Genomic DNA, 26657 nt, shown 5'->3' with positions numbered 1-26657 from the left:
GTTCCGAATGATGCAGAACGATTTCCGCTTTCCTTGAGCGGAGCGGCGTATTGCGGCCCCGCATCGAAGGCGGGCCCAACCGGCAGAGGACCGGGACACGCCCCGGTCCGGCGTTGTCGCGATGCGGGCGGGCGCCCCATGCCGATATCGGCCCGTGACGACTGCGGCCCGCTGCGGCGTCCGGAAACAGGATCGCGCCGAGCCGGACGCGGCGTCCGTCCAGACTGAACGACCCTCAGCCCGTCACAGAACCCGCCGCGGGTCGAGGGCGTCGCGCAGGCCGTCGCCGATGAAGTTGATCGACAGCACGGTCAGGAAGATCGCGCCCCCCGGGAACAATGCCCAATGCGGGGCGACGTCGAGGTGGTCCTTGGCGTCGAACAGGAGCCGGCCCCAGGTCGGGATGTCGGGCGGGAAGCCGAGGCCCAGAAAGGACAGGGTCGATTCCGCGATGATCGCCGCCGAGACCTCGATCGAGGCCGCCACGATCACCGGCCCGAGCGCGTTCGGCAGGATGTGACGGCGCACGAGGTGCCCGGTCGTCGCCCCCTGCGAGCGGGCCGCCTCCACGAACTCCTTCTCGCGCAACGTCAGGAACTGCGCCCGCACCAGCCGGGCCACCGGCATCCAGCGCAGGCCCCCGATCACCGCGACGATCATCAGGAACACGCCACCCTGGGAGCCGAACACCGCCTTCAGGCTGTCGCGGAACAGGTAGATCACGAGGAGCAGCAGCGGCAGCTGCGGCAGCGACAGGAACAGGTCGGTCAGCCACATCAGCACCGGGTCGAGGAACCGGCGCGACATGCCGGCGAGCGCCCCGACCAGAACCCCGATCAGGCTCGCCACCGCCATGGCGGCAAATCCCACGGCGAGCGAGATCCGGCCGCCATAGATCATCCGGGCGAGCAGATCCTGGCCGAGATCGTCGGTGCCGAACGGGTGGTCCCAGGACGGGCCCTGGAGCTGGGCCGCGAAGTCGATGTCGTCGATGGCGACCGGCCAGAGCAGGCCGCCGAACACCACGCCGGCCACCAAGACGGCAAGGACGCCGACGCTGGCCAGCGCCAGCCGGTGCCGCCGGAAGCGCCGCCACGTCTCCCGCCCCGGCGAGGCCGGCGCGCGGGCGACGGGCACCGCCTCATCGGAGGGCGATGCGAGGGTCGAGCCAGCCATAGAGCAGGTCCGCGACGAGGTTGAACAGGATGACGAGGCCGGCGAACACGAAGGTCACCGCCATCACCACCGGCGTGTCGTTGGACAGCATCGCGTCGATCAGCAGCGAGCCGATGCCGGGGATCCGGAAGATCTGCTCGGTGACGATGGCGCCGCCGAACACCGCCGGGATCTGGAGGGCGACGAGCGTCACCACCGGGATCAGGGCGTTGCGGGCGATGTGCCGGCGGGTCACGGTGCCCTCCGGGAGGCCCTTGGCGCGGGCCGTGGTGACGTAGTCGAGCCGGGCGACGTCGAGCGCCGAGGCGCGCACGTACCGGGTGTAGGAGGCGGCCTGGAAGAAGCCCAGAACCGCCACCGGCATGATCGCCTGGCGGATATTCGCCCAGAGCCAGGGCAGCCCGGAGCCCGGCAGGTCGGCCTGGTAGACGAAGGGCAGCCAGCCGAGCTTGATCGAGAACAGCAGGATGAACAGCAGCCCAGTGAAGAAGGTCGGCAGCGAGAAGCCCACGAAGGCCAGGGTGTTGGCGATCTGATCGGCCAGCGAGTAGGGCCGGCGCGCCGCGTAGAGACCGACCGGGATCGCGATCAGCAGCGCCAGCACCTGGGAGGAGCCGACGATGAACAGGGTCGTCGGCAGCCGCTGCAGGATCAGGGTGTCGACGTTGACCCGGCTGGCGAAGGAGAAGCCCCAATCGCCGTGCAGCATGGCGGTGAGCCAGCTCAGGTAGCGGGTGAAGATCGGGTCATCGAGACCGAATTTCACGCGGAGCGCCGCCCGGACCTCGGGCGGTACGTTCGGGTTCGCGGCGAGCTCGCCGAACGGGTCGCCCGGCGCGAGCGCCAGGACGACGAACAGGATCAGGCTGATGCCGAGCAGGCTCGGGATCGCGATCAGGAGCCGGCGCAGGATATAGGCGCCCATCGGACGCTCCGCCTCCCGCTCAGGCCTCCCGGTACCAGTCGGGCAGGAACGCCAGATCGTTGTCCCAGCCGCTCCGGGGTGCCGTCAGGCTCGCGCCGACCGCCGAGACCTCGGCCCGGTGGATCAGCGGCAGCACGTTCTCGGAGACCGCGAGATCATTGCATTTGATGAGCAGCGCCGCGCGCTTGACCGGGTCGAGCTCGCTCTGGGCGGCGTTGTAGGCCTTGTCGTAGGCGGCGCTGCGCCAGCGCACGACGTTGCGGCCCTGCCACTTGTTGGCCTTCTGGGCCACCTCCCAGGAGGCGTACATCAGGAGCCAGATCGCCGGATCGGCCTGGGTGGCGCCGTAGGCGTACATCTCCATGTCGGCGTAGAAATGCGTGCAGGTGTCGGGGTTGGCCGGGTCGGAGGAGAAGAACACCGAGCCGGTGACCGATTTCAGCTCGGTCTCGATGCCCGCCTTGGCGGCCGCCTGCTTGATGATCGCCTGGGTCTTCTGGCGCGGGGCGTTGATCGAGGTCTGGAAGACGAGCTTGAGCTTCTTGCCGTCCTTGGCGCGGATGCCGTCGGAGCCCTTCGTCCAGCCGGCCTCGTCGAGGAGCGCGTTGGCCTTGGCCGGATCGAAGGCAAACTTCGTGTCCTTCGAGACGAAGCGCTCGGGGCCGTTGACCGTGTTGGCGGTGGCCTTGCCGGTGCGGCCGTAGATGTAGGTCTGGATCGACTTGCGGTCGATCAGCAGGTTCATCGCCTGGCAGACCTTCGGGTCGGAGAAGGCGGGGTGCTTGGTGGTGATCGAGGATCGCTCGCCGTCGACCTCGACGTTCGGGTCGGTGGCGTTGAGGAGCAGGAACTCGAGCTTGCCGCCGTAGACCACGTCGATCCGGCCCTTGCCGCCGGTCTCCAGGCGCTTGAGCACCTCGTCCTCGATCAGCATGTTCCAGGCATAGTCGTACTCGCCGGTCTGGAGCACCGCGCGGGCCGCCGAGACCGCATCGCCGCCGCCCTTCATCTCGACGGTGTCGAAGTACGGCCGGTTCGGCAGGTGGTAGTTCGGGTTGCGCTCGCCGCGCACGATGTCGCCGGGCCGGAACTCCACGAACCGGTACGGGCCGGTGCCCACGGGGGCCAGGTTCTGGGGCGCATCGCGGGATTTCGCGCCGCTATAGGGCCCGAACAGGTGCTTGGGCAGCACCATCCCGACGACGCCCACGAAGGCGTCGCACCAGAACGGCGTCGGCTTGTCGAACAGGACCCGGACGCTGAGGTCGTCGATCTTCTCGACCTTGCAATCCTTGTAGGAGCCGATCGTCACCGCCGCGGTGGCGGGGTCGCGGGCGTAGTCCCAGGTGAACACGAGGTCGTCGGCGGTGAGCGGCTTGCCGTCGTGCCAGGTCACCCCGGGCTTGAGCGTCCAGACCACCGAGCGGCCGTCGGCGGCGAGCGCCCCGTTCTCCCGGGACGGGATCGAGGCGGCGAGCACGGGGGTCAGGTTGCCGTCCGGGTCCCAGGCGGCGAGCGGCTCGTAGAAGATCCGCGAGGCGTCCTGGTCCTTGGTGCCGACCGCGAAATGCGGGTTGATCAGCGTCGGGGCCTGCCACCAGAGCAGCTTGAGCGCACCGCCGCCGCCGGCCTTGGTCGGCTTGTAGCCGGCCCGGATGTCGGCCGCCATCGCGACGCCGGTGCCGGCGAGCATCAGCCCGGCCATGGGGGCGGTGAGGCCCAACGCCACCATCCGCTGCACGAAGGCGCGCCGCGACAGCCGGCCGTCCTTCACGCGTCCGATGAGGCCGTGCAGATCCCGCTCGTCCATGATCATCCCTGGTTGTCGCCGCGATCGGCACAGCACCATTCCGGGGACGGCCTTGGCAAGGGGCGGGCCAGTGACGGTTCAATCGAAACGTGTCGCGAACGCCTGTTCCACACAGCCGCATGGCCTAGGTGGTGCATGCCGAGACGTCCGATACCGCTTTCCGCGCGGGGCGCCGCACCCCCGTCATTGCGAGCAGAGCGAAGCAATCCAGCGGCGCTATCCTCGCCGAGGTCGCGCTACCCTGGGTCGCTTCGCTGCGCTCGCGATGACGGCGCGGGGCCCGCTCTGGTGGCGCGAAGCCGGCCGGCAGCCTTTTCGGAGACGACACGATGGACAACCGCAACGCCGTGTGGCGCCACGTCGACGCGCAGAGGGAGCGGCTGATCGTCCTGTCCGAGCGGGTCTGGGGCATGCCGGAGGTCTGCTACACGGAAGCACGCTCCTGCGCCGAGCACGTCGCCGAGCTGCGCCATCAGGGCTTCCGGGTCACCGAGCAGGTCGCTGGCATTCCCACCGCGGTGATGGGCGAGGCGGGGGAGGGTGGTCCGGTCATCGCGTTCCTCGGCGAGTACGACGCGCTGCCCGGCCTGTCGCAGGAGGCGGGCGTGGCCGCGCATCGGCCGATCGAGGCGGGCGGCCACGGGCATGGCTGCGGCCACAACCTCCTCGGCTCGGCGGCCCTGCTCGCCGCCACCGCGGTCAAGGACTGGCTCGCCGAGACCGGCACACCCGGCCGCGTGCGCTATTACGGCTGCCCGGCCGAGGAGGGCGGGGCCGCCAAGGCCTTCATGGTCCGGGCCGGCGCCTTCGCGGATGCCGACATCGCCATCACCTGGCACCCGGCGAGCTTCTGGGAGGTCGCACCGCCCGCCGCGCTCGCCAACACCCGGGCGGATTTCACCTTCACCGGGCGGACCGCCCACGCGGCGGCGGCGCCGCATCTCGGGCGCTCGGCGCTCGATGCCGTGGAGCTGATGAGCGTCGGCGTGAACTACATGCGCGAGCACATGCCCTCGGACGCGCGGGTGCACTACGCCTATCTCGACGCCGGCGGCATCGCGCCGAACGTCGTGCAGGCGCAGGCGCGGGTGCGCTACTCGATCCGCGCCCGCGACCTGCCCGGCATGCTGGCACTGGTCGAGCGGGTGAAGAAGGTCGCGCAGGGCGCCGCCCTGATGACCGAGACCGAGGTCGAGGTGCGGATCGTGAGCGCCGTGTCGAACCTCCTGGGCAACACGCCGCTGGAGCAGGCGCTCCACGGGGTGATGGAGGAGCTGGGCCCGCCGCCCTTCGACGACGCCGACCGGGATTTCGCCGACCAGATCCGGGCGACCCTCAGCGACGGCGACATCGACGCCGTCTTCCGCGCCATCGGGATGCCGCGCACCGAGGCGCCGCTCGCGGATTTCCTCGTGCCCCTCGACGCCCCGCGCAACCCCGCGATCGGCTCGACCGATGTGGGCGACGTGAGCTGGGTCGTGCCGACCGTGCAGGCACACGCGCCGACCGTGGCGGTGGGCACGCCGTTCCACACGTGGCAGGTGGTGGCGCAGGGCAAGACCCCCGCCGCCCACAAGGCGATGGTGCAGGTCGCCAAGGCGATGGCGGCCACCGGGACCCTGGCACTCACCGATGCGGGCCTGCGCGAGGCCGCCAAGGCCGAGCTCGCCCGGCGGCGGGGCGCGGCCGGCTACGTCTCGCCGCTGCCCCCGGAGGTCGAGCCGCCGCTGCGCATGTCGCTGGCGTGAGGTGGGTGGGGCACCCGTGGTCCCGGATCCGAGCGGACCACGGAGGCTGACCGGAGGGCGCAACGTGCCCCCCTGTCCCGCACGGGGAGGGGACCCGCGCCTCATCCGGCTGCGGTATCGCGGCCCGTGACGTGTCGCTTTGATACCCCCACCGCCTGAGGCTGAGAGCGAGGCCTCAGCGGCGGCAAAGCGGCTCGGCGGCCGCGCCAGCCCAAGTTGGTCGCGCAAGGTCGTGCCCGCATCGTCGTGCTGGAACAGGCCGTGCCGCTGCAGGATCGGCACGACCGCGTCCACGAAGGTCTCCAGCCCGTCCGCGGCGCCTGACCGGAACCGGGTCTCGCTGCCGGGCGATCGCCTCCGGGGTGCCCGCGACGATGCGGCGGCCGACGCCGCTCCGGCAATACCGTGTGGGCCTGGCCTGACGTATCAGGGCCGCACGGCCGACCCGGTCAATGCAACTGGGCGAGCCGGGCCTGCACCTGCGCACGGGCCAAGCTGAAGCCGAGCTCCATCAGCAGCGTTTCCGTCAGGGCCAGGGCCTTGGGCTCCCCCAGATCCTTGAGGGTGCGATAGCTGGCCAGAACGAGGTCCACGACATGCTCCAGCGGCAGCGTCGCCTGGGCTCTCCGCGAGGCGACGAGCGGATCGTCGCAGGTGTCGCCCTGCGTGATATCCATCACGATGCCGCGGCCCGCCACCACGGTGCCGGTCGCGTCCGGATCGAACGTCCCGCGGGCCAGGATCCGGCGGATCCGGCCGTCCGCCGAGCAGACCCGGTGTTCAGCGATGAACCACCCACCGGCCTCCGCGCATCCGAGGATGTGCTCCATGACGTGCGCACGGTCATCCGGGTGGACGCCGCCGTTGAACGTCTCGAACGGGATGCCTGCTGCGCCGAACTCCGGGGTGAAGCCGAACAGCAGGGCGACGATGGGATCGGCGATCACGACGCCCCGGCGCATGTCGATCTGCCAGCGCCCCACCGTCTCGGCGTCGTCGAGAACTGTTTCCACCTCATCGTGCCTCGGATGGGCGCGCGCGCGTCCCGATATCCGCATCGGCCTGATCCCCCCAAATCGGTCTTTATGCAACCACAGATAGCACACGACTAAATTGTGGTGAGATCAAGTGGGAAAACCGGTGCTCAATGTCACGCGAACGGGGCCCGGCGCGGCAGCGCGGCTCCGCCTCAGATGCCCCAGCCACCGGTCCCGCCATCCCCGACCAGGGGCGACGCGGGCCTCTCGGCGCGGGGGGGAACGGTCTTTCGCCTCAACGCAACCAGCACAGTGTGACGTGGCGAGCGCGGCGTGGAGAGGCTTGGAGTGATGAGCAGGCAGCCTCCGGACTGAGCACGCGATCGACGCGCGGAGCCGCCGAGCCTCGTCCTGGACGGTCCCTGTCCTGACCCTCGGACCTGGAGGTCCCTGAGCGGATGCCCGATCCCCACGGCATCCGACGGTATCGGAGCGCAGCTTGGGCGTGAGGGCTATCCCGATGGCCCTCACGCCCTGAAGCCCGCCTCCGGGGCTCGCCGGCGCGGGCACGTCGGCCGGAATGTCAGGATGAGGGATCGGGCGGGATCAACGATGAGTCCGCCACCCTGCGGTGTCGTGTTCGTGGCGACCCGATGAAGAAAGGCGGGGCCGAGCGGGTTTAGCTGTTGAGACCGGGCCGCTCGGCCCCTGTCGAAGCGAAGACCCTGGGAAGGATTTGCACTTCGATCCTGTCGGAGCCGCGAGCCCCAACGGGTCGCGGCGCGTGTTCCTGTCCGCTCAGCCCTTGCGCACCAGCGGTGCCACGACCGGTGCGGCCGCGGGCGGCGTGTAGAGCGGGATGATGAACCGCACCCAGCCATCCGTCGAGTAGTTATCGCGGGTCCGGCCGAAGGCGTTCTGATAGGTCGCGCCGGTCACGACGTCCCGGGCGACGTAGGCCTGGACGGTGAAGGTCTTGAAGTCGTAGCCAATCAAGCCGCCGATGGCGAACCGGCCACGGTTGCCGGCCGCCGCGCTGTACTGGCTGATATCGAAATTGTAGGTGCCGTAGGCGACCGGGCCGATCTCGAAATTGCCGAACTTCTTGGTCGCGGTCAGGTCGATGTTGAGCGCATCCGACAGACGCAGCGGGCCGATCGCCGAGCCCACGAGGCCGCCGAAGCGCCCGGGCGAATCGTAGATATTGGCGGTCAGGTTGGCGGTGATGTCCCAGCCGTCGCCGGTGTAGCTGCCGGCGACGCCGAAGCGGTAGGTGTTCGAGGAGAATTGCGGCAGGACCGGCGTCCCGACCGGGCTGAGGCCGCCCGGCACCCGCGGGTTCGGCGCGAAGGCGCCGCTGAACAGCGAGCCGCGCCCGGCATCCAGATCGTTCAGATGGACGCCGCCGAGGAAGCTCACGCCAAAGTTGCCGCCGAGATCGAAGGCCCAGATGCCGGCGAGCAACGTGCCGACATTGATCGAGATGTCCTTGTTGCCCTGGCCGGCGGCGTTGCGCGTGAAGGCGAACACGGTGGGCTGCGCCACGAGGGCCTCGATGCGGCCGCCGAGCGGCATCAGCGGGGTCGCCCAGAGCAGGAACGGGACGTTGACCGAGGTGTCCGGCGAGAACGGCTGGTCCGTGCGGCGGTACGTGAAGGTATCCACGGCATAGAGGCCCTCCGGCAGCGGCGCGCCGGCGGCGAGGCCGACCTGCTCGCCCGGAACCGTGGTCGATTGCGCGAAGGCGGCGGTCGCGCTCAAGGCGAGCGCCGCGCCACCCGCGAGCGTGGCCGTGATCCTGTTCAGCATCCGCATTCCCCTGTCCGCAGCCCGCGCGCTGTCGTTCGCCGGGTTGCCCCAGCGGAGATGTCGTCGGAGTTCTGGTTTTCCGATCAAGTCTGCTTGTATGGAAATGCGATCAATCTGCATGCATTTCCAAGAACATCTCGATGATGTCACGTCTGATCTACGAGTCTACTTATAAAAATAGAGAATAATACAGGAGATGAGTGGGTGTTGCGCGGACAGCACGGGCCAGCCGGCCTCAGACCGCGACCTTCATGGCAGCGGCCCCCGCGCTGAGGCGTGTCTGGATCACCTGCGCAAGGTATTCGGCATCGCGGCCGACCGCCCCGAAGCGGCCGGAGCCCCAGGTGTTCAGCCAGGGCAGGCCGATGAAGGAGATGCCGGCCTCAACGGTCACGCCGCGCCGGTGCTTGGGATGGCCCGCGCCGTTGAACACGGAGGCGTCGAGCCACCGGAAATCCGGCGTGAAGCCGATGCACCAGACGAGGCTGGTGATGCCCGAGCCGTCGAGGGGGAGCGCGGTGACGGGCGCGCCCGGCTCCCAGACCGGGATGTAGGGCGCCTGCTCCGGCGCCGCGATGCCGTTCTCGGCAATGTAGGCGTCGATGGCCGCGTTGATGCTGTTGTAGGTCCGGTCGGCCTGATCGAGCGCGCGCTTGAGGCTGTCGCGGAAGCGGAGTGCGCCGTCGGCGTAATCCTCCAGCACGCCGTAGAGCTGCATGCCCTCAGTGGCGAAGCGGCGCAGGTCGATGTCGCGTCCGCCGTCGCGGCCGGTCACGTAGTGGTTGGTGTTGTCGCGGACGCCGTCGCGCAGCGGATGGTTCTCGACGGTCATCTCGTAGTAGCCCATATCGGCGAGCCACGTGACGACGTCGCGCCCGCGGTAGAAGCGGGCGCAGCGGGGCGCGTCGCCCACCGCGAGGTGCACCGTCCGCCCGGCGAGGTGCAGGTCCTCGGCGATCTGCGCGCCCGACTGCCCGGAGCCGACGACCAGCACGGCGCCGTCCGGCAGCTGGGCTGGGTTGCGGTACTGGTTCGAGTGGATCTGCGTGATCGTGCCAGGCAGCGCCGCGGCCATCCGTGGGATGATCGGAGTGTGGTAGCCGCCCGAGGCGACGACGATCTCGTCGGCCGTGTACTCGCCCTCCGTGGTCTGGACCGCGAACACGCCGTCCACGCGCCGCACCGCGCGGGTGACCGCAACGCCCTCATGGATCGGCGGCTTCACCGCGGCGACGAAAGCCTTGAGATAGGCGACGATCTCGTCCTTCCTCATGAACCCGTCCGGGTCCGGCCCGTCATAGGGATGGCCCGGCAGGTCGCATTGCCAGTTCGGCGTGACGAGGCAGAATGAGTCCCAGCGCTGGGTCGCCCAGGTGTGGGCGGCCTTGTGCTTCTCGAACACGAGATGGTCGATGCCGCGCTGCGTGAGGTGGTAGCTGACTGAGAGGCCGGCCTGACCGCCGCCCACGATGGCGACGGGGACGTGACGGATCGGGGAGGTCATGGCGCCAACTCCGTGACGGTTCGGAACGATGGGCGGGTTCAGGCGGGGATCGGCTCCCGCCGGGCGCAGGCCGTGTAGGCCGCGTGGTGGCGCTCGGCGCAGGCGCGCCAGGAGAGGGCAGCGGCCCGTTCGCGGCCGGCCTCCCGCAGCCGGGCGCGGGTCTGTGGCACCAGGGCCGCCGCCATGGCGGTGGCGAGGGCGTCCGGGGCGGCGGGATTGACGAACAAGGCGTCGGTTGGTGCGAGGTATTCGGTGAAAGGCGCTCGGTTGGAGACGATCGCCGGCGTGCCGCACGCCATGGCCTCCAGCACGCACAGGCCGAACCCCTCCGTCCAGGACGGGAAGGCCAGGAGATCCGCGATCCGGTAGAGCGCCGGCATCTCGGCTTGCGGGACCGGGCCGGTCTCGATGACGGCCGCACCCCGACCCACCGTCAGGCCCGCTTCGTCGAGGGCGGCCCGGCAGCGGGCGCGGTAGGCCGCGTGGTCGAGGAGCGAGGCCCCCCCGGCGACGACGAGCTGCGCGCTCGGGACGCAGGCTTGCAGCCGCGCGAAGCCCGCGATGAGGCCCAGCGTGTTCTTCCGCTCCTCGAAGCCGCCGACGCTCAGGATGACCGGCCCCGGGCCGAGCCCCCAGCGGTCCCGCACGAGCGCGTCCGTCTCGGCCGGCGCCTCCCGATAGGCCGCCAGATCGACCCCGTTCCCGACGATGTCGGCGTCCACGCCGAGTTCGTCCCGGATCCAGTCGGCCCAGAGCCGGCTGACGCAGAGCAGGCGTCGCGCCTCGCGGATCGCGCGCTCCTGCCAATCCGCCAGCAATGGGTCGGCGAAGTCATCGACATGATGGACGGTGCGGACGAAGCCCGGGATCAGGCGCCGATGCTTCAGGGTGGCAAGGGCGTTGCCGCCGATGCCGTCATGGGCGTGGAACACATCGAAGTCGCAGGCCGCTGGCGTCGCGAAATGGCGCAGGTAATCGTCGATGCGCGCGCGCACGAGCTCGACCGTCGGGCCCGCGACCGGCCGGGCCGCCACCGCCACCGTGGGGCACGCCGCCTCCCGGAAGAAGCCGCGTCCGGACGGGTCGGGGGCATGGACCACAGCCTCGTGGCCGAGCGCGCACAGGGCCTCGGCCAGGGCGAGGCCATGGGCGACGCCGCCCCGCGGGTTGGTGGAATGGGTCAGGATGGCGACGCGCAGGCTTTTCATGGGACAGCCCCCGCGTCGTCCTGGCCGCAGCCGATCAGCGGGCCCGCTGCGAAGTCCCAGACCACGGCCTCGTCGCGCGAAGAATCCCGCACCCGGGCGACCCGGCTCGCGTCGAGGCGCCCGATCCGGGCCGCCGCGATGCCGCGCTCCGCGAAGCGCGCGACCACCGCCTGGGTCTGGTCGGGGCGGACGCTCACGAGGTAGCCGAAGCTCGGGAAGGCCGTCAGCCAGCGTGCGAGCGGGACGTCGTTGGGACGCGGGATCGCGTCGAGGTCGATGACGCCGCCGACGCCCGAGCATTCGAGCAGCATCAGCGCCGTGCCGACGAGGCCCGCCATGCTGATGTCCTTGGCGGCGCGGGCCAAGCCGTCTTCGGCGAGCCCCGGCAGCAGGGTGAGGTCGCCGCGCAGCCGTTCGCCCGGCGCACCCGTCGAGGCGTCCCAATAGGGGTGCGGCTCGCGAAAACGGCCGCGCAGATCGATGGCGGCGACGAGGTCGTCCCCGGGCGCGGCGTCGAAGCTCGTCAGCAGGCGCGGGCCCGCCCGGCCGAGCACGGCGACCGCGAGATTGCCGGCACTCGCCCGGGTGTTGGTGTGGCCGCCCACCACCGGCACGCCATAGAGCGCGGCGGCGTCGGACAGGCCGGCCAGGATCGGATCCGCCGCCGCGCTGTCCTGACTCCACAGGGCGTCGACCACGGCGAGCGGGCGCCCGCCCATGGCGGCGACGTCGCTAAGATTGACCATGATGCCGCAATACCCGGCGAAATACGGATCCTCGGCCACGAAGCCGTCGAGGAAGCCCTCGATGGCCAGCAGCAGGTGCCCGTCGCCGTCGGGGATCGCCGCGCAATCGTCGCCGACCGGGACCGCGGCATGCCGGCTTCCGAGGCCGAGCCGTGCCACCACGGCATCGATGTCGCGCTTGTGGCCGACGCCCCGGGCGTCGCGGATCTGGCGGGCGAGCACCTGGATGTCGGGGGCGGCGGTCACGCGGCCCTGCGCAGCGTGATCAGGCCGTGCTCGGGATCCTGCATCGGCGGGTAGGCCAGGAGGTCCGCCTGCATCAGCCGGTGGGGGCGCCCGTGGAGGTCGAGGGCGGCGAGGCTCGTCCAGTGCAGGGCCTCGAACAGCGGGGCGTTCGCCTCCTGCACATGCGCCAGGAAGCGGGTGCAGCCCCTGGCATGGGCAGAGCAGACTGCGACCCGGATGAGCCCGGTGCCGAGTGCGGCGGCGCTGCGGAACGGTTTGGCGACCGCGAGGCGCGAGCCCCACCACTCGCCCGGACGCTCCGGGACTTCGTGGATGCGCACGGTGCCGACCACGGCGTCGGCGTCGCCGCCGAGCGTCGAGAGCGCGCAGATCGGGATGGCGTGGGCATCGACGGCATCGCGGTCGTCGCCGTCGAACAAGCCCTGCTCGGTACAGAAGACCTGGCGGCGCAAGACCGCGCAGGCGCGACGTTCCCAGCACGCAATTGCTAATTTCACGTGAAAACTATTCGATCGGTAGGGTGGTACGGGGTCGAACATCAGGCTGGCCCCGCCTGTTCGTAGGTGGACAGGGCCGAGCAGGCGCCGCAGCGTCCGCAGCCGGCCTTGATGTCGGTGGAGCGCAGGCTCGCGGCGCTCAGCATGACCGACAGCGGCTGCAGGATCGCGTGCATGACATCGGCGCCGGGGGCCGGATGGCTCTCCAGCGGCGTGCCGGAGATCGGGACGAACGGCACCACGAAGGGATAGACGCCCATTCCGATCAGGCGCTCGGCCATCGCCAGGATGGAATCGGGCGCATCCCCGAGGCCGGCGAGGATGTAGGTCGAGACCTGACCCCGCCCGAAGACCGGAACGGCGGCCGCGAAGGCCTCGAAGTAGCGCTCCAGGGGCACGCTCGCCTTGCCGGGCATGATCCGCGCCCGCACCTCGGGAGTGACGGCCTCCAGATGCAGGCCGAGCGCGTCGATGCCCGAGGCCTTCATCCGCTCGAACCAGCGATCGTCGTCGGGCGGCTCGCACTGGGCCTGGATCGGCAGATCGACGGCCGCCTTCACCGCGAAGGCGCTCTCGCATAAAACCGCGGCGCCCCGGTCGGTGGCGTTCGGGGTGCCGGTGGTCATCACCATGTGCTTCACGCCGTCGAGCAGAACGGCGGCGCGGGCGACCTCGGCGAGCTGGGCCGGACTTTTGTGGGCGATCGTCCGCCCGGCCGCGAGCGACTGGCCAATCGAGCAGAACTGGCAGGTCTTGGTGCGGCTCGCGTAGCGGATGCAGGTCTGCAGCACCGTGGTGGCGAGGACGTCGCGCCCATGCAGCACGGCAATCTTGGAATAGGGCACCCCGTCGAAGGTCGAGAGCCCATAGAAGCGGGGCTTGCCCGGGAAGGTGGCGCGCCCGACCACGACGCCCTCGTGCTCGATCACCGCGACCCCGTCGGCGTCCGGCCGGCGCACGAGGAAGGGCGAGTCGAAGGCGGTCTCGGTATGGACCGGTACCATCACGGTGCGGCCCGCGATGGTCATGGCCTTGTGGTCCGACGGACCGGCCCCGCCGCGGCGGCTCGGGGCCCCGGCGCGGCTGTCGGCCAGCCTAACGCCGTAGGATTGCAACGCGTTGATCAGGCGCTCCGTCGGCATCCCGATCAGCCCCGTCGCGGCCGGCGGCGCGGGGGGAGGGCTCGTCAGGAACGGGCTGCTGCTCATGGTCGAGGCTCCGGGAGGCTGTCTGCGCGCCGGCCGGCTGATGCACGAACGCGGCCGGGCGGTCGTCGTGGAGGAGGCTCAGGAGTTCGGGCCGGGCGTAGTGGCCGACCGAATCCATCATCCGCTTGCGCTTGGTCACCAGCGCGAGGTCCATGTCGGCGATCAGGATGCCCTCGCCGGGGCCGAGCGGTTCGGCGAGGTGCTTGCCCTCGGGCGAGACGATGGCGGTGCAGTTGCCGCCCCGGCAGGCGCCGCGCAGGCGCTCGTCCGGGCAGACCTGCGCGACCTGCGCGTCGGTGAGCCAGCCCGTGGCGTTGACCACGAAGCAGGCCGCCTCCAGGGCATGGTGGCGGATCGTCACCTCCATCTGGTCGGCGAAGATCTGACCGACCAGCGAGCCCGGGAATTGCGCCGCGTGGATCTCCTCGTGGCGCGCCATCAGGGCGTAGCGGGCGAGGGGGTTGTAGTGCTCCCAGCAGGCCAGCGCTCCGACCCGGCCGACCGCGGTCTCGACGACGGTAAGGCCCGCCCCGTCGCCCTGACCCCAGATCATCCGCTCGTGGTAGGTCGGGGTGATCTTGCGGCGCTTGAGCTTCAGGGTGCCGTCCGCGTCGAAGATCAGCTGCGCGTTGTAGAGCGAGCCGTGGTCGCGCTCGTTCACGCCGAGCACGATCACCACCCCATGGCGGCGCGCGGCCGCCGAGACCGCCTGCGTCACCGGCCCCGGCACAGCCACCGCGCGCTCGTAGAGTTTCAGGTGCTCCGCGCCCTGCAGCGCGGGGGGCAGGACGAAGGAGAAGTAGGGGTAGTAGGGCACGAAGGTCTCGGGGAAGACCAGGAAGCGCGCGCCCTTGGCGGCGGCCTCGTCGACCGCGTTGAGCACCCGCTCCAGGGTGCCCTCCGGCCGGTCGAGGTCCGGCGCGATCTGGATGGCGGCCGCCCGCACGATCCGGGTTTCTGGCCGGGTTTCTGACATGGATGATCCTCCGGCTGAGCCAGCGGCTGCGCATCCCGCGCGGCCGCCGGATACGGGCGTCAGACGGTCCAGGTGTCGATGATCACCGCGTTGTCGCGCTTGTGCAGGAGGATGCAGTCGAGCACGTCGAGGGGGTTGATCATGCGGATCCCCTCGATGAAGGCCGCCTCGCCGTGGCCGTAGAGGGCCTGGGTCGAGAACCGGCAGGCATAGACCTTGCCGCCTTCGGCCATGAACTTCTCGAGCTGGTTGTTGAAGTTGAGATGGCCGGGAAACGCCTCGTCGCCGAGCCGCGGGAAGCCGCGTTGCACGCCGAGCGTGATGCCCGGGCCGTACAGCAGGATCGAGGTCTCGAACCCCTTGCGCTGCAGACGGGTGGCCTGGAGCAGGTTGACGAGGCCGATCGAGCCCTCGAACGCGACGGTGTGGAAGGTGACGAGCGCCTTCTGGCCCGGCTCGGCCTTCACATCCTCGAAGACCTTCTCCTCGTAATCGACCAGGAAGTCGCCCTTCTTGTGCGGTTCGCGGTTCACGGCTGGCATCGCTCACGCTCCTCGATGGATTGAACCGCGGCAGCGGGCGCTGCGTGCGATCAGATCCCGTATTGGCAAGCGACGTGCCACTTCATTGCGATCAGCGATCCATGCAATGCGCTCCTGGGAAATACATACAAACATCCGATCAATAAAGCTTGGCCGATATCTGGCCTCATCGGCCGAGCGCTCATGGAAGCATCATGAGATGCGTGATCCACGACCATGAGATGCTGGTCGATGCGCCATGCGTTGTATGGATTGTATGGAGGCCTCCTCCGGATTTCGGAATTCGCCCCGCGGTACGCTGCTTGCAGACCATACAATCGAGCATTGATCGCATCTTGATGGTCTGGGCGCGGAACCGATGAACCCGACGGAGCAGGAGGGGCGGCCAGACAGCCGGACCGGCATGGCGGATCTCTGGACGCCGGACCTGAAGCGCTGGGGCAAGCCCCATTATCTGGCCATCGTGGAGGCCCTGGCGGACGACATCCGGACGGGGCGCCTCGGACCCGGCATGCGCCTGCCGACGCAGCGTGCCCTCGCGGAGGCGATCGGCCTGAACTTCACCACCGTCTCCCGCGGCTATGTCGAGGCGCATAAGCGCGGCCTGATCGAGGGGCGCGTCGGCCAGGGCACCTTCGTGGTCGATCCGATGCGGTCGGCCCACCCGGCCGGCCCCGCCCGGACGGGCCGGATCGGTCCGGTCGACTTCACCATGAACCTGCCGCCCGAGCCCGATCAGCCGGCCCTGCAGACCCGCATGCGGACGTCGTTCGCGGAGCTGTCCGGAGACCTCGCCAACCTGCTGCGCTACCAGGGTTTTGGCGGGACCGACGACGACAAGGAGGCGGCCCTGCGTTGGCTCAAGGGCCGCGGGATCGTCGCGTCGCGCGAGCGCCTGCTGATCTGCCCGGGCGGCCACAGCGCCCTGTTCGGCGTGCTCGGTCAGGTCGCCCGGGCGGGGGACACGATCTGCGCCGAACGCATCACCTATCCGGGCATCCGGACAATGGCGGCGCACCGGGGCCTGCGCCTCCTCGGCCTGCCGATGGATCGGCACGGGATCGATCCCGACGCCTTCGCGGCCGCCTGCACCAAGGCCGCTCCAAAGGCCCTCTATCTCAATCCGCTGCTGCAGAACCCGACCACCGCGACCCTGTCCCGGTCGCGGCGCGAGGCCATCATCGCGGTGGCGCGCCGGTATGCCGTGACCATCATCGAGGACGACGCCTACGCGCGCATCTGCCCGACGCCGCCGCCGAGCTTCGCGGAACTCGCCCCCGAGATCACCTATTACGTGGCCGGCCTCGCCAAGTGCCTGGGCGCCGGCCTGCGCCTCGCCTATCTCGTCGCCCCGAGCGCCCGCGCCGCCCTGCCGCTCGGCGGCGCCCTGCGGGCCGCGACCGTCATGGCCTCGCCGATCGCGACGGCCCTGACGACGCGCTGGATCAACGACGGGACCGCGGAGGCCATCGTGCAGTTCGTGCGCGCCGAATCGGCCGCCCGCCAGCGCCTCGCGGCGTCGCTGCTCCCGTCGGAGACCTACACGGCCGATCCGCATGCCTTCCACGCCTGGATCACCCTGCCGGCGGGCTGGACGCGTTCGGCCTTCGCCAGCCAGGGCCGCTCGGCCGGTCTCGGCGTCGTCGGCAGCGATCCGTTCTGCGTGACGGGTACGCCGCCGGAGGCGGTGCGCCTCTGCCTCGGCGGCCCCTCGACGCGGCAGCAGATCACGAACGGCCTGGAGATGCTCGCCCATGCGCTGGAGGGCTCGCCCGCCCTGGCATCCAGCTACATCTGAGACGCCGCCGCTCGCGCAATTCCGCCGGGCCGGTATACCCGTCATCGGACAGCCCGCCCGGAGTCCCGGCATGGCATACGCGACGACCCTCGAAGGCACACGCTTCACCTTCCCCGACCTGCGCGGCCTGCTGGCCAAGGCGACGCCGGAGCGCTCCGGCGACCAGCTCGCCGGGCTCTGCGCCGAGGGGCCGGTGGAGCGCCTCGCCGCGCAGATCGCGCTGGCGGATCTGCCGCTGAAGACCTTCCTGGCGCAGGAGCTGATCCCCTCGGACGAGGATGAGGTGTCCGACCTCATCGCCCGCCGTCACGACAGGCAGGCCTTCGCGCCGGTGGCGTCGCTGACGGTGGGGGCCTTCCGCGAGTGGCTGCTCGCGCCGGAGGCCGACGCGGCGGCGCTCACGGCCCTCGCGCCGGGGCTCACGCCCGAGATGGTGGCGGCCGTCTCCAAGCTCTGCCGGCTGCAGGATCTCGTGGCGATCGCCGCCAAGCGGCCGGTGGTGACGCGCTTCCGCTCGACGATCGGCCTGCCCGGCCGCCTCGCAACCCGCAACCAGCCGAACCATCCGACCGATTCCTCGGCCGGCATCCTGATCTCGGCCCTCGACGGGCTGCTGATGGGGTCGGGCGATGCGGTGATCGGGGTGAACCCAGCCACCGACTCGCTGCCGGACTACATCCGCATCGTCGAGCTTCTGGAGACCCTGCGCCTGCGCCTGAACGTGCCGACCCAGCATTGCTGCCTCGGCCACGTCACCGTGGCGATCGAGGCCATGGCGCAGGGCGCGCCGGTGGATCTGGTGTTCCAGTCGGTGGCGGGCTCGCAGAAGGCCAATGCCGGGTTCGGCGTGAACCTCGCCGTCCTGCGCGAGGCCTCCGAGGCGGCCCGCGCGCTGGGCCGCTGCCCGGAGGGCGGCCAATGCATGTATTTCGAGACCGGCCAGGGCTCGGCCCTCTCGGCGGAGGCCCATTGGGGCGTCGACCAGCAGACCATGGAGGCGCGGGCCTACGCGGTGGCGCGGGAATTCGATCCGCTGCTCGTCAACACCGTCGTGGGCTTCATCGGCCCCGAGTACCTCTACAACGGCAAGCAGATCATCCGGGCCGGGCTGGAGGACCATTTCTGCGGCAAGCTGCTCGGGCTGCCGATGGGCGTGGACGTCTGCTACACCAACCACGCCGATGCCGACGGCGAGGACATGGACGCCCTGCTGACCCTGCTCTGCGCGGCGGGCGTCAATTTCGTCATCACCGTGCCGGGGGCCGACGACGTGATGCTGAACTACCAGTCCCTCTCCCACCACGATGCCGTCTTCGCCCGCGAGACCCTGGGCCGCCCGCCGGCCCCGGAATTCGAGGCGTGGCTGCGCGAGGTCCGCATCACGGATGCGCAGGGCCGGCTCGCCAACGCCCCGGGCGAATTGCCCCCGGCGCTGGCCGCGGCGTCGCGCCTCCTGCCCGGGCGGGCGGCGTGAGCGCGCCCGCCGAACCCAGACGCGCGGGCGCCCCGTCGCTGCGCGACCTGCGCGGGCTGACCCAGGCCCGCATCGCGCTGGGGGCCCACGGTGCCGGCCTGCCGACCGGGGCGGCGCTCGCCTTCGGGCTGGACCATGCCCGGGCCCGCGAGGCGGTCTGGACGCCCCTCGACGGGGCGGCGATCCGGGAGGCCCTGCGGGGCGAGGGGCTCGATGCGGTCGAATTCCGGGCGAACGTCGCCGACCGGGCGGAGTACCTGCGCCGGCCGGACCGGGGCCGCACCCTGCATCCGGAGTCGGAGGCGACCCTCGACGGGCTGGGCCAGGGCTTCGACGTCGCCGTGGTGATCGCCGACGGGCTCTCGGCCACGGCGGTCGCCCTCAACGCGGTGCCGACCGCCGCCGCGCTCGCGGCGCGGGCGGCCCAAGCCGGCTGGAGCCTCGCCCCAGTCGCGGTCGTGCAGCAGGGCCGGGTGGCGATCGGTGATCCCATCGGCGCCCGGCTCAAGGCGCGCTGCGTCGTCGTGCTGATCGGCGAGCGGCCGGGCCTGTCGGCCTCCGACAGCCTCGGCTGCTACATCACCTATGCGCCCGAGCCGGGATTGCCGGATTCCCGGCGCAACTGCATCTCGAACATCCGGCAGGACGGCTTGGCCGTCGCGGCGGCCGCCGACCAGATGGAGGCCCTGCTGCGGGCCATGATGGCGCAGGGCACCAGCGGGGTCGGCCTGCGCCGGGAGAGCCTCGTGAGCCCGCCGGCGCCGTCCCTCCCGGAGCCCTGATGGGACCGAAGCCGCGGCGGCGTCCGGCGGCGCAGGAGCGCGATAAAACCGAGGCTCGGCGCCGGACGCGATGACAGAGGCGCGGGATGCGCCGGTCGCAGGCCGGACCGTGCAAGCTCCCTCCAAGGCCGGCTCTGTTCCCCGCGAGGGGCGGGTCCGGCATTCCGTCGCGCGGCAGGAGACCCGCCCGGCCGTCGGTCTTCGCAGCGCATCGGCTCGGCGGCCGATGCGGCGTCGGTCGCCGCCGGCTTCGCGAGCGCCGTTGCGGCCGCGGTCCGCCCCGGTCCGGAAGCCGACGCGATCGACCGCTGAGGAGGTGGCCCTGACGGTCGGAGGTGAAGTCCTTCCTCATCGCCGACATCGCGAGAACTGTGCCTCACCGACCTCCGCCAGGCTCAACATTTGAGCGGCCATGACGCGCAAAGAAGCGCCGCGTGACGCCATTTTTTGCCGCTTCAGTTTGACAAACCTCTGAACGCGAAGTGATATACCGATATATCACACCGGCGCTCTCGGGCAAGGGACGACCCTGCCCACGCATTCGGATAGGCCCGGACACTCCGAATGGAGACGAGGGAGTCCCGGTTCCTGCAAGATGAGAGCACATCACGTTCCGACGAATTCTATTGGCCTGGATCTGCAATTTCAGTGACTGGAGCTTCCATGTCGAACATTCTTCGAAGCTTGCTCACGATATCAGTACTGGCCGGACCAGCCGCCGCGCAGGCGCAGCCCGTCCCAGGCGGTCGCGCCAACCTGATCGTCCAGCCGGAACCGCCCAGCCTGATGCTCGGCCTCGTGACCAATGCGCCCACGCAGCTGGTGGCCGGGCAAATCTACGAAGGCTTGCTGCGCTACGACGACAAGCTGAAGCCCTTGCCGTCCCTCGCGAAGAGCTGGGAGATATCCCCGGATGGACTGCGCTATACGTTCCACCTCAATCAAGGGGTGTCATGGCACGACGGCAAGCCGTTTACCGCTGGCGATGTTCTGTTCTCGGTCAATGAATTCCTCATGAAGACGCAGCCGCGTCACAGGAATACGATGACGCGCGTGGCCGGCGTCGCCGCGCCGGACGATCACACGGTGGTGTTCACCCTCAAGGAACCCTTCGAGCCCTTCATCCGAAGCTTCGCCTTCTGGGTGATGCCGATGGTGCCCAAACACATCTACGAGGGCACCGACTATGCGTCCAACCCGGCGAACGACAGGCCGATCGGCACCGGACCGTTCAAGTTCGAGAGCTGGCGGAAGGGCAGCGCCATCCACCTCGTGAAGAACGAGAGTTATTATCTGGCGGGCAAGCCTTATCTTCAGGACATCTACTATCAAGTCATCCCGGACGGCGCCTCCCGCGCCGTGGCCTACGAGACCGGCAAGGTCGACGTGCTGCCGGGCGGGTCGGTCGAGAATTTCGATGTGCCGCGGCTGACGGCCCTGAAGAACACCTGCGTCTCGCAGAAGGGGCAGGAATTCGACTCGCCCCTGTCCTGGCTCTGGCTCAACAACCGCAAGCCGCCGATGAACGACGTGCGGTTCCGGCAGGCGGTCATGTACGCCATGGACCGGCAGTTCGCCCTCGACGTCCTGTGGAACGGGATCGGCAAGGTCGCCACCGGTCCGATCGCCGGGACGACGCCGTTCTACAAGTCGGTCCAGCCGCAATATCCGCACGATCCGAAGAAGGCCAAGGCGCTGCTCGCCGAGATGCACTACGACGGCAAGCCGCTGAAGCTGCTGCCGCTCCCCTACGGCGAGACGTGGCAGCGCTGGGCGGAGGCCGTGAAGCAGAATCTCGGCGAGGTCGGCATCCCCGTCGAGATCCAGGCCACCGACGTGGCGGGCTGGAACCAGCGCGTGTCCCAGTGGGACTACGACATGGCCTTCACGTTCCTGTTCCAGAACGGTGACCCGGCCCTCGGCGTCGAGCGGAATTACATCAGCTCGCAGATCTCCAAGGGCAATCCCTGGAACAACGTCGAGGGCTACTCGAACCCGACGGTCGACGCGCTGTTCGCCAAGGCGGCCTTGGCCACGCCGGCCGAGAAGCGCCAGGATCTCTACGACGCGGTTCAGACGGCGGTTCAGGCGGACGTGCCCGTGGCGTGGCTGCTCGATCTGCGCTTCCCGGTGATCTACCGGTGCAACGTCCAGGACCTGATCACGACCGCCAACGGTCTCAACGACTCGCTGCGGGACACGTGGATCAAGCGCTGACGGCGCTCGACCGGCCCGCACGACGCCTCTCCATCGGCCCCGATCGCGGGGCCCCGTCCGACACCGAGCCCCCGGCCGTTCCGGCCGGACTCCAGCGCGGAGGACCACGCCCGTCATGCCCCGCTTCATCGCCGCGCGCCTGGGCAAGATGGCGCTCATCCTGGTCGGGATCGTCATCCTCAACTTCGCGCTGATCCACGCGGCGCCGGGGGATCCGGCCTCCGTGATGGCGGGCGAGGCCGGCGATGCCGACGCCGCCTTCCTGCAGCAGCTGCGCGAGCGCTTCGGCCTCGACAAGCCGCTGCCGATCCAGCTGCTGACCTACCTCGCCAACGTCCTGCGGCTCGACTTCGGCTATTCCTACCGCCAGGGCATGCCGGTGATCGACCTGATCACCGACCGGCTGCCCGCCACCCTGCTCCTGTCGGGCTCGGCCTTCCTGATCTCCCTCGTCCTCGGCGTGGCGGCGGGGGCGCTGGCGGCCTCGCGCCAGGGCAAGGTCTCCGACTCGGTCATCTCGACCCTCGCCCTCCTGTTCTACGCCACGCCGCTGTTCTGGCTGGCGCTGATGGCGGTGCTGCTGTTCTCGGTGCAGCTCGGGTGGTTTCCGGGCTTCGGCTACGAGAGCGTCGGGTCCGGCTACAGCGGCCTCGGCCGGGCGGCCGACATCCTCCACCACCTCGTGCTGCCGGCCCTGACGCTCGGCCTGTTCTTCATGGCGGTCTACGCCCGCATGACCCGCGCCTCGGTGCTGGAGGTGAGCCGGCTCGACTTCGTGCGGACCGCCCGCGCCAAGGGGCTGCGCCCCCGCGCCGTGCTGGTCCGCCACATCCTGCGCAACGCCATCCTCCCGGTCGTGACGCTGGCGGGCCTCCAGGCGGGCCAGCTCGTCGGCGGCGCCGTGCTGATCGAGACCGTGTTCGCGTGGCCGGGCATCGGCCGGCTGATGTTCGAGGCCCTGGAGCAGCGGGACTACAACCTCCTCCTCGGGATCTTCGTCGTCTCCGCCGCCATGGTGCTGGCCTTCAACCTCATCACCGACATCCTCTACCGGCTGGTGGATCCCCGTATCGGAGCTGCGGCATGACGGCGTTCTGGGTCCGATACGTCCGCAACCGCGGCGCGGTGGCGGGGATCGTCATCCTCGTCCTGGTGCTGGTCCTGGCGATCGCGGCGCCGGCGCTCTACCCCCGCTCCCCCTGGGCGATGGTGCAGCGCCCGTTCCTGCCGCCCTTCACCAACGGCGGCGTCCCGCTGGGCACCGACACGATGGGCCGGGACATCGCCTCGGCGGTCGCCCACGGGGCCGGGGTGTCGCTGCTGGTCGGCTTCGTCTCGACCCTCGCGGCGCTCCTGATCGGCATCCCGATCGGGGCCGTCGCGGGCTATTTCGGCGGCCGGGTCGACGACCTGCTGATGCGCTTCACCGAGTTCTTCCAGAGCGTGCCGAACTTCGCCCTCGCGGTGGTGCTGGTGGCGATCTTCCGGCCGAGCCTCGTCTCGATCGTCGCGGCGATCGCGATCGTGAGCTGGCCGCCGGTCGCCCGGCTCCTGCGGGGCGAGGTGATGGCGCTGCGCGGGCGGGAATTCGTGCAGGCCGCGGTGCTGTCGGGCCAGCGCAGCGGCCCGATCATCCTGCGGCAGATCCTGCCCAACACGCTCTCGCCGGTCATCGTCCTCGGCACCATGATGGTGGCCGCCGCCATCCTGCTGGAGAGCGCCCTGTCGTTCATGGGGCTCGGCGACCCCAACATCATGTCGTGGGGCTACGTCATCGGCGCCGGGCGCACGGTGATCCGGCAGGCCTGGTGGGTGAGCCTGTTCCCCGGCCTCGCGATCCTCCTGACGGTGCTGGCCCTGAACCTCGTCGGCGAGGGGCTGAACGACGCCCTCAACCCGCGCCTGTCGCGCAAGACGCGATGAGGGGCGCAGCCATGACCGTCGCTCCCCAAAACCAACCGCCCCAGAGCTACGCCTCCGGTGCGCCGGTCCTCGTCGTCGAGAAGCTCGCCATCGCCCTGCCGCCCGGCGCGGACCGCCCCTACGCGGTCGACCGGGTCAGCTTCACGCTGCGGGCCGGCGAGATCCTGTGCATCGTCGGCGAGAGCGGCTCGGGCAAGTCGATGTCGGCCAACGCCGCGATGGGCCTCCTGCCGGAGACGGTGCGGCCGGTCGGCGGCCGGATCCTCCTCGGCGGGACCGACCTGCTCGCCCTCGACGAGGCGGATCTCTACGCGGTGCGCGGGCGGCGCATCGCGATGATCTTCCAGGAGCCGATGACGGCCCTCAACCCGCTGATGCGGATCGAGGCGCAGATCGCCGAGGTCTTCGCCGCGCACGGCCTGCTGACGCCCCGGACGCGCCGGAGCCGGGCCCTCGAACTGTTGGCCGAGGTCGGCCTGCCGGACCCGGCGCGCGCCGCCGCATCCTACCCGTTCCAGCTCTCCGGCGGCCAGCGGCAGCGCGTGATGATCGCCATGGCGCTGGCCCTCGAACCGCAGGTGCTGATCGCCGACGAGCCGACCACGGCGCTCGACGTCACCACGCAGGCGCAGATCCTGCGCCTGATCCGCGATCTCCAGGCCCGGCGCGGCATGGCGGTGATGTTCATCACCCACGATTTCGGCGTGGTCGCCGAGATCGCCGATAGGGTGGCGGTGATGCAGCACGGCCGGATCGTCGAGGAGGGCGCCGCCGCCGACATCCTCGAGCGGCCGCAGCACCCCTATACCGCCAAGCTGATCGCCGCGATCCCCGACATGGAGGCCGGGGCCGGCCGGGCGGCGCGGGCGGCACCCCGGGCTTCCGTCCTCGACGTCGAGGGCCTGACCAAGACCTACACGCTCGGCGGCGGCCTGTTCCGGGCGCCCCGGACGGTCGCGGCGGTGCGCGACGTCTCGTTCACCCTCGGCCGCGGCGAGACCCTGGGCATCGTCGGCGAGAGCGGATCGGGCAAGTCCTCGGTGGGGCGATGCCTCGTGCGGCTCCAGGACCCGGACGGGGGACGGGTGCGCCTCGGCGGCATCGACATGGCGGGCCTGTCGGGCGAGGCCCTGCGGCAGGCGCGGCGGCGGATCCAGATGGTCTTCCAGGATCCCTACGGCTCGCTGAACCCGCGGGTGCGCGTCGGGCGGGCCATCGCCGATGGCCCGATCGCCTATGGCGAGCCTGTCGGGACCGCCCTGAAGGCCGCGTCCGCGCTCCTCGAGCGCGTCGGCCTCGACGCCTCGGCGGCCGACCGCTACCCCCACGAGTTCTCCGGGGGGCAGCGCCAGCGCATCGGCATCGCCCGCGCCCTGGCGCTCAAGCCCGAGATCATCGTGGCCGACGAGGCGGTCAGCGCCCTCGACGTCTCGATCCAGGCCCAGATCCTCGACCTCCTCGACGAGCTGAAGCGCGAGCTGCACCTCTCGCTCCTGTTCATCACCCACGACCTGCGGGTCGCGGCCAAGATCTGCGACCGCGTGATGGTGATGGAGAAGGGCGCCGTCGTGGAGATCGGGCCGGGCGCTGCGATCTTCTCGAACCCGCGCGAGCCCTACACGCGCAGCCTCGTGGCGGCGATCCCCGGCCGCAGACCCCGCACGGCCCCGCCGGAGATCCCCGACTCCGTTCCCTTTGCCGCCACGCCCCTTCCCGCCGCGATCAGGACACCCGTCTGATGACCTTCATGCCCAACTCCGTCGAGGCGCGCGACATCGCCTACCAGCTCCATCCGCTGGTCGACCTGCGCAACTACGACAAGACCGGCGCGCTCGTGATCGAGCGGGGCGAGGGGATCTACGTCTACGACAATGCCGGCCGGCGCTACATCGAGGGGCTGGCGGGTCTCTGGTCGGTCGCCGTGGGCTTCGGCGAGCGGCGGCTGTCGGACGCCGCCAAGCGGCAGATGGACCAGCTCTCCTACTACCACATCTTCGCGCACAAGACGCACGGCCCCTCGGTCGACCTCGCCGAGAAGCTGATCGGGATGGCGCCGGTCCCGATGTCGAAGGTGCACTTCACCTCCTCCGGGTCCGAGGCCAACGACCTCGTCGTCAAGCTGGCGTGGTACCGCTCGAACGCGCTGGGCAAGCCGGAGAAGAAGAAGATCATCGGCCGCCTGAAGGGCTATCATGGCGTCACCATCGCGGCGGGCTCGATCACCGGCCTTCCGCGCAACCACGAGAGCTTCGACCTGCCGCTCGACCGGATGCGGCACGTCTCCTGCCCCGACTATGCCGGATCGGCCCTGCCGGGCGAGACCGAGGCCGCGTTCTCCCGGCGGATGGCGGACGAGCTCGAAAAGCTGATCCTGGCCGAGGGGCCGGACACCGTGGCGGCCTTCTTCGGCGAGCCCGTGATGGCCTCGGGCGGGGTCTACGTCCCGCCGGAGAATTACTGGGCGGAGATCCAGAAGGTGCTGCGCCGCTACGACGTGCTGCTGGTGGCCGACGAGGTGATCTGCGGCTTCGGGCGCACGGGGGCGATGTTCGGCTGCGAGACCTTCGGCATCGAGCCGGACGTGATGGTCCTCTCGAAGCAGATCTCCTCCTCGTACATGCCCCTCTCGGCGATCCTGATGAACGCGAACTTCTACGACCCGATCGCCGACGAATCCGCCCGGCTCGGCGTGTTCGGCCACGGCTACACGGCCTCGGGCCACCCCGTCGCCACCGCGGTCGGCCTGGAGAACATCCGGATCATCGAGGAACGCGACCTCGTGGGGAATTGCCGGCGCCTGAGCCCGCTCTTCCTCGAGCGGCTGGCGGGGCTCGCCGAGCACCCCCTGGCGAAGACGTGGCGCGGCGTCGGCCTGATCGGGGCCCTCGAGCTGAAGCCCGCGACGGCACCCGGGGCGAAGCCCGGCGCGGCCGGCGCCGCCCTCCAGGCCGCCGCCCTCGAACAGGGGGTGATCGCCCGCGCCATCGGCGATTCCCTGTGCTTCTGCCCGCCGCTGATCATCACCGCGGAGCAGATCGGCGCGATGTTCGACGCCGTCGGCCGTGCCCTCGACACGATCGCCGCGTGAGCC

21 protein-coding genes are annotated in these 26657 nt (G+C 70.3%); 9 read left to right on the top strand and 12 right to left on the bottom strand.

Going from position 1 to position 26657, the window contains the following annotated elements:
* Positions 1-243: 243 nt before the first annotated feature.
* Genes MKK88_RS05365 through MKK88_RS05355 form a run of 3 tightly spaced genes read right to left on the bottom strand, consistent with a single transcriptional unit; the run spans position 244 to position 3911 of the window.
* Positions 244-1176, bottom strand: coding sequence for an ABC transporter permease (locus MKK88_RS05365; RefSeq protein WP_243997601.1), 933 nt, complete (start codon positions 1174-1176; stop codon positions 244-246).
* Positions 1142-2101 (bottom strand): ABC transporter permease, encoded by a 960-nt coding sequence (locus tag MKK88_RS05360; RefSeq protein WP_243997599.1) that lies wholly within the window; start codon positions 2099-2101, stop codon positions 1142-1144. The genes MKK88_RS05365 and MKK88_RS05360 overlap by 35 nt, the downstream gene beginning before the upstream one ends.
* 19 nt (positions 2102-2120) lie before the next feature.
* Complete coding sequence (locus MKK88_RS05355) at positions 2121-3911, bottom strand: peptide ABC transporter substrate-binding protein (RefSeq protein ID WP_243997596.1); 1791 nt, start codon at positions 3909-3911, stop codon at positions 2121-2123.
* 329 nt (positions 3912-4240) lie between these two features.
* On the opposite strand from MKK88_RS05355, the gene MKK88_RS05350 reads away from it, so the two are divergent.
* Entirely contained in the window at positions 4241-5659 is a 1419-nt protein-coding gene (locus tag MKK88_RS05350; RefSeq protein WP_243997595.1) for a M20 family metallopeptidase, read from the top strand.
* Positions 5660-6108: 449 nt separating this feature from the next.
* On the opposite strand, the gene MKK88_RS05345 is transcribed toward MKK88_RS05350, so the two are convergent.
* The 9 genes from MKK88_RS05345 to MKK88_RS05305 form a co-directional block, all read right to left on the bottom strand.
* Positions 6109-6672 carry a PAS domain-containing protein gene (locus tag MKK88_RS05345; protein WP_243997593.1) on the bottom strand — a complete coding sequence of 188 codons (564 nt, stop codon included), beginning with the start codon at positions 6670-6672 and terminating at the stop codon, positions 6109-6111.
* Positions 6673-7434: 762 nt separating this feature from the next.
* A complete protein-coding gene (locus MKK88_RS05340) occupies positions 7435-8445 on the bottom strand; it encodes a transporter (protein WP_243997591.1) in 1011 nt (336 codons plus the stop codon).
* Positions 8446-8680: 235 nt separating this feature from the next.
* Positions 8681-9949, bottom strand: coding sequence for an MSMEG_0569 family flavin-dependent oxidoreductase (locus MKK88_RS05335; protein WP_243997589.1), 1269 nt, complete (start codon positions 9947-9949; stop codon positions 8681-8683).
* Between the two features lie 38 nt (positions 9950-9987).
* Positions 9988-11157, bottom strand: coding sequence for an MSMEG_0565 family glycosyltransferase (locus tag MKK88_RS05330; RefSeq protein ID WP_243997587.1), 1170 nt, complete (start codon positions 11155-11157; stop codon positions 9988-9990).
* Complete coding sequence (locus MKK88_RS05325; protein WP_243997585.1) at positions 11154-12149, bottom strand: sll0787 family AIR synthase-like protein; 996 nt, start codon at positions 12147-12149, stop codon at positions 11154-11156. Before MKK88_RS05325 ends, MKK88_RS05330 begins: the two co-directional genes overlap by 4 nt.
* A complete protein-coding gene (locus MKK88_RS05320) occupies positions 12146-12688 on the bottom strand; it encodes an MSMEG_0567/Sll0786 family nitrogen starvation N-acetyltransferase (protein WP_409566623.1) in 543 nt (180 codons plus the stop codon). Before MKK88_RS05320 ends, MKK88_RS05325 begins: the two co-directional genes overlap by 4 nt.
* Entirely contained in the window at positions 12688-13788 is a 1101-nt protein-coding gene (locus tag MKK88_RS05315) for an MSMEG_0568 family radical SAM protein (protein WP_243997660.1), read from the bottom strand. Before MKK88_RS05315 ends, MKK88_RS05320 begins: the two co-directional genes overlap by 1 nt.
* Positions 13742-14830 (bottom strand): Nit6803 family nitrilase, encoded by a 1089-nt coding sequence (locus MKK88_RS05310; RefSeq protein ID WP_243997584.1) that lies wholly within the window; start codon positions 14828-14830, stop codon positions 13742-13744. Before MKK88_RS05310 ends, MKK88_RS05315 begins: the two co-directional genes overlap by 47 nt.
* Before the next feature lie 59 nt (positions 14831-14889).
* Positions 14890-15372 (bottom strand): MSMEG_0572/Sll0783 family nitrogen starvation response protein, encoded by a 483-nt coding sequence (locus MKK88_RS05305; protein ID WP_058191264.1) that lies wholly within the window; start codon positions 15370-15372, stop codon positions 14890-14892.
* Positions 15373-15730: 358 nt separating this feature from the next.
* Here MKK88_RS05305 and MKK88_RS05300 point away from each other — a divergent pair, with 358 nt between their 5' ends.
* The 8 genes from MKK88_RS05300 to MKK88_RS05265 all read left to right on the top strand — a co-directional run bounded on the left by MKK88_RS05300 (position 15731) and on the right by MKK88_RS05265 (position 26654).
* Positions 15731-17170, top strand: coding sequence for a PLP-dependent aminotransferase family protein (locus MKK88_RS05300; protein WP_243997583.1), 1440 nt, complete (start codon positions 15731-15733; stop codon positions 17168-17170).
* A gap of 70 nt (positions 17171-17240) precedes the next feature.
* Positions 17241-18644 carry an ethanolamine ammonia-lyase subunit EutB gene (locus MKK88_RS05295; RefSeq protein WP_243997581.1) on the top strand — a complete coding sequence of 468 codons (1404 nt, stop codon included), beginning with the start codon at positions 17241-17243 and terminating at the stop codon, positions 18642-18644.
* A complete protein-coding gene (eutC, locus tag MKK88_RS05290) occupies positions 18641-19426 on the top strand; it encodes an ethanolamine ammonia-lyase subunit EutC (protein WP_243997579.1) in 786 nt (261 codons plus the stop codon). Before MKK88_RS05295 ends, eutC begins: the two co-directional genes overlap by 4 nt.
* Positions 19427-20089: 663 nt before the next feature.
* Positions 20090-21643: an ABC transporter substrate-binding protein gene (locus MKK88_RS05285; protein ID WP_243997577.1), complete on the top strand. Its 1554-nt coding sequence runs from the start codon at positions 20090-20092 to the stop codon at positions 21641-21643.
* A gap of 115 nt (positions 21644-21758) precedes the next feature.
* Positions 21759-22730 (top strand): ABC transporter permease, encoded by a 972-nt coding sequence (locus MKK88_RS05280; RefSeq protein WP_243997575.1) that lies wholly within the window; start codon positions 21759-21761, stop codon positions 22728-22730.
* Positions 22727-23566 (top strand): ABC transporter permease, encoded by an 840-nt coding sequence (locus tag MKK88_RS05275; RefSeq protein WP_243997574.1) that lies wholly within the window; start codon positions 22727-22729, stop codon positions 23564-23566. The genes MKK88_RS05280 and MKK88_RS05275 overlap by 4 nt, the downstream gene beginning before the upstream one ends.
* 11 nt (positions 23567-23577) lie before the next feature.
* Positions 23578-25305 (top strand): ABC transporter ATP-binding protein, encoded by a 1728-nt coding sequence (locus MKK88_RS05270; RefSeq protein WP_243997572.1) that lies wholly within the window; start codon positions 23578-23580, stop codon positions 25303-25305.
* Complete coding sequence (locus MKK88_RS05265) at positions 25305-26654, top strand: aspartate aminotransferase family protein (RefSeq protein WP_243997570.1); 1350 nt, start codon at positions 25305-25307, stop codon at positions 26652-26654. The genes MKK88_RS05270 and MKK88_RS05265 overlap by 1 nt, the downstream gene beginning before the upstream one ends.
* The last annotated feature ends 3 nt before the right edge of the window (positions 26655-26657 follow it).

Origin of the sequence: Methylobacterium sp. E-005, assembly GCF_022829725.1 — a bacterium.
Classification (GTDB): domain Bacteria; phylum Pseudomonadota; class Alphaproteobacteria; order Rhizobiales; family Beijerinckiaceae; genus Methylobacterium.
This window is presented reverse-complemented; position numbering and strand designations above follow the sequence as displayed.

Bases quoted from the DNA above. Each gene is read 5' to 3' on its own strand.
- MKK88_RS05365 (WP_243997601.1), bottom strand. From the start codon at position 1,176: ATGGCTGGCTCGACCCTCGCATCGCCCTCCGATGAGGCGGTGCCCGTC.
- MKK88_RS05360 (WP_243997599.1), bottom strand. From the start codon at position 2,101: ATGGGCGCCTATATCCTGCGCCGGCTCCTGATCGCGATCCCGAGCCTG.
- MKK88_RS05355 (WP_243997596.1), bottom strand. From the start codon at position 3,911: ATGGACGAGCGGGATCTGCACGGCCTCATCGGACGCGTGAAGGACGGC.
- MKK88_RS05350 (WP_243997595.1), top strand. From the start codon at position 4,241: ATGGACAACCGCAACGCCGTGTGGCGCCACGTCGACGCGCAGAGGGAG.
- MKK88_RS05340 (WP_243997591.1), bottom strand. From the start codon at position 8,445: ATGCTGAACAGGATCACGGCCACGCTCGCGGGTGGCGCGGCGCTCGCC.
- MKK88_RS05335 (WP_243997589.1), bottom strand. From the start codon at position 9,949: ATGACCTCCCCGATCCGTCACGTCCCCGTCGCCATCGTGGGCGGCGGT.
- MKK88_RS05330 (WP_243997587.1), bottom strand. From the start codon at position 11,157: ATGAAAAGCCTGCGCGTCGCCATCCTGACCCATTCCACCAACCCGCGG.
- MKK88_RS05320 (WP_409566623.1), bottom strand. From the start codon at position 12,688: ATGTTCGACCCCGTACCACCCTACCGATCGAATAGTTTTCACGTGAAA.
- MKK88_RS05315 (WP_243997660.1), bottom strand. From the start codon at position 13,788: ATGCCGACGGAGCGCCTGATCAACGCGTTGCAATCCTACGGCGTTAGG.
- MKK88_RS05310 (WP_243997584.1), bottom strand. From the start codon at position 14,830: ATGTCAGAAACCCGGCCAGAAACCCGGATCGTGCGGGCGGCCGCCATC.
- MKK88_RS05305 (WP_058191264.1), bottom strand. From the start codon at position 15,372: ATGCCAGCCGTGAACCGCGAACCGCACAAGAAGGGCGACTTCCTGGTC.
- MKK88_RS05300 (WP_243997583.1), top strand. From the start codon at position 15,731: ATGAACCCGACGGAGCAGGAGGGGCGGCCAGACAGCCGGACCGGCATG.
- MKK88_RS05295 (WP_243997581.1), top strand. From the start codon at position 17,241: ATGGCATACGCGACGACCCTCGAAGGCACACGCTTCACCTTCCCCGAC.
- MKK88_RS05285 (WP_243997577.1), top strand. From the start codon at position 20,090: ATGTCGAACATTCTTCGAAGCTTGCTCACGATATCAGTACTGGCCGGA.
- MKK88_RS05280 (WP_243997575.1), top strand. From the start codon at position 21,759: ATGCCCCGCTTCATCGCCGCGCGCCTGGGCAAGATGGCGCTCATCCTG.
- MKK88_RS05275 (WP_243997574.1), top strand. From the start codon at position 22,727: ATGACGGCGTTCTGGGTCCGATACGTCCGCAACCGCGGCGCGGTGGCG.
- MKK88_RS05270 (WP_243997572.1), top strand. From the start codon at position 23,578: ATGACCGTCGCTCCCCAAAACCAACCGCCCCAGAGCTACGCCTCCGGT.
- MKK88_RS05265 (WP_243997570.1), top strand. From the start codon at position 25,305: ATGACCTTCATGCCCAACTCCGTCGAGGCGCGCGACATCGCCTACCAG.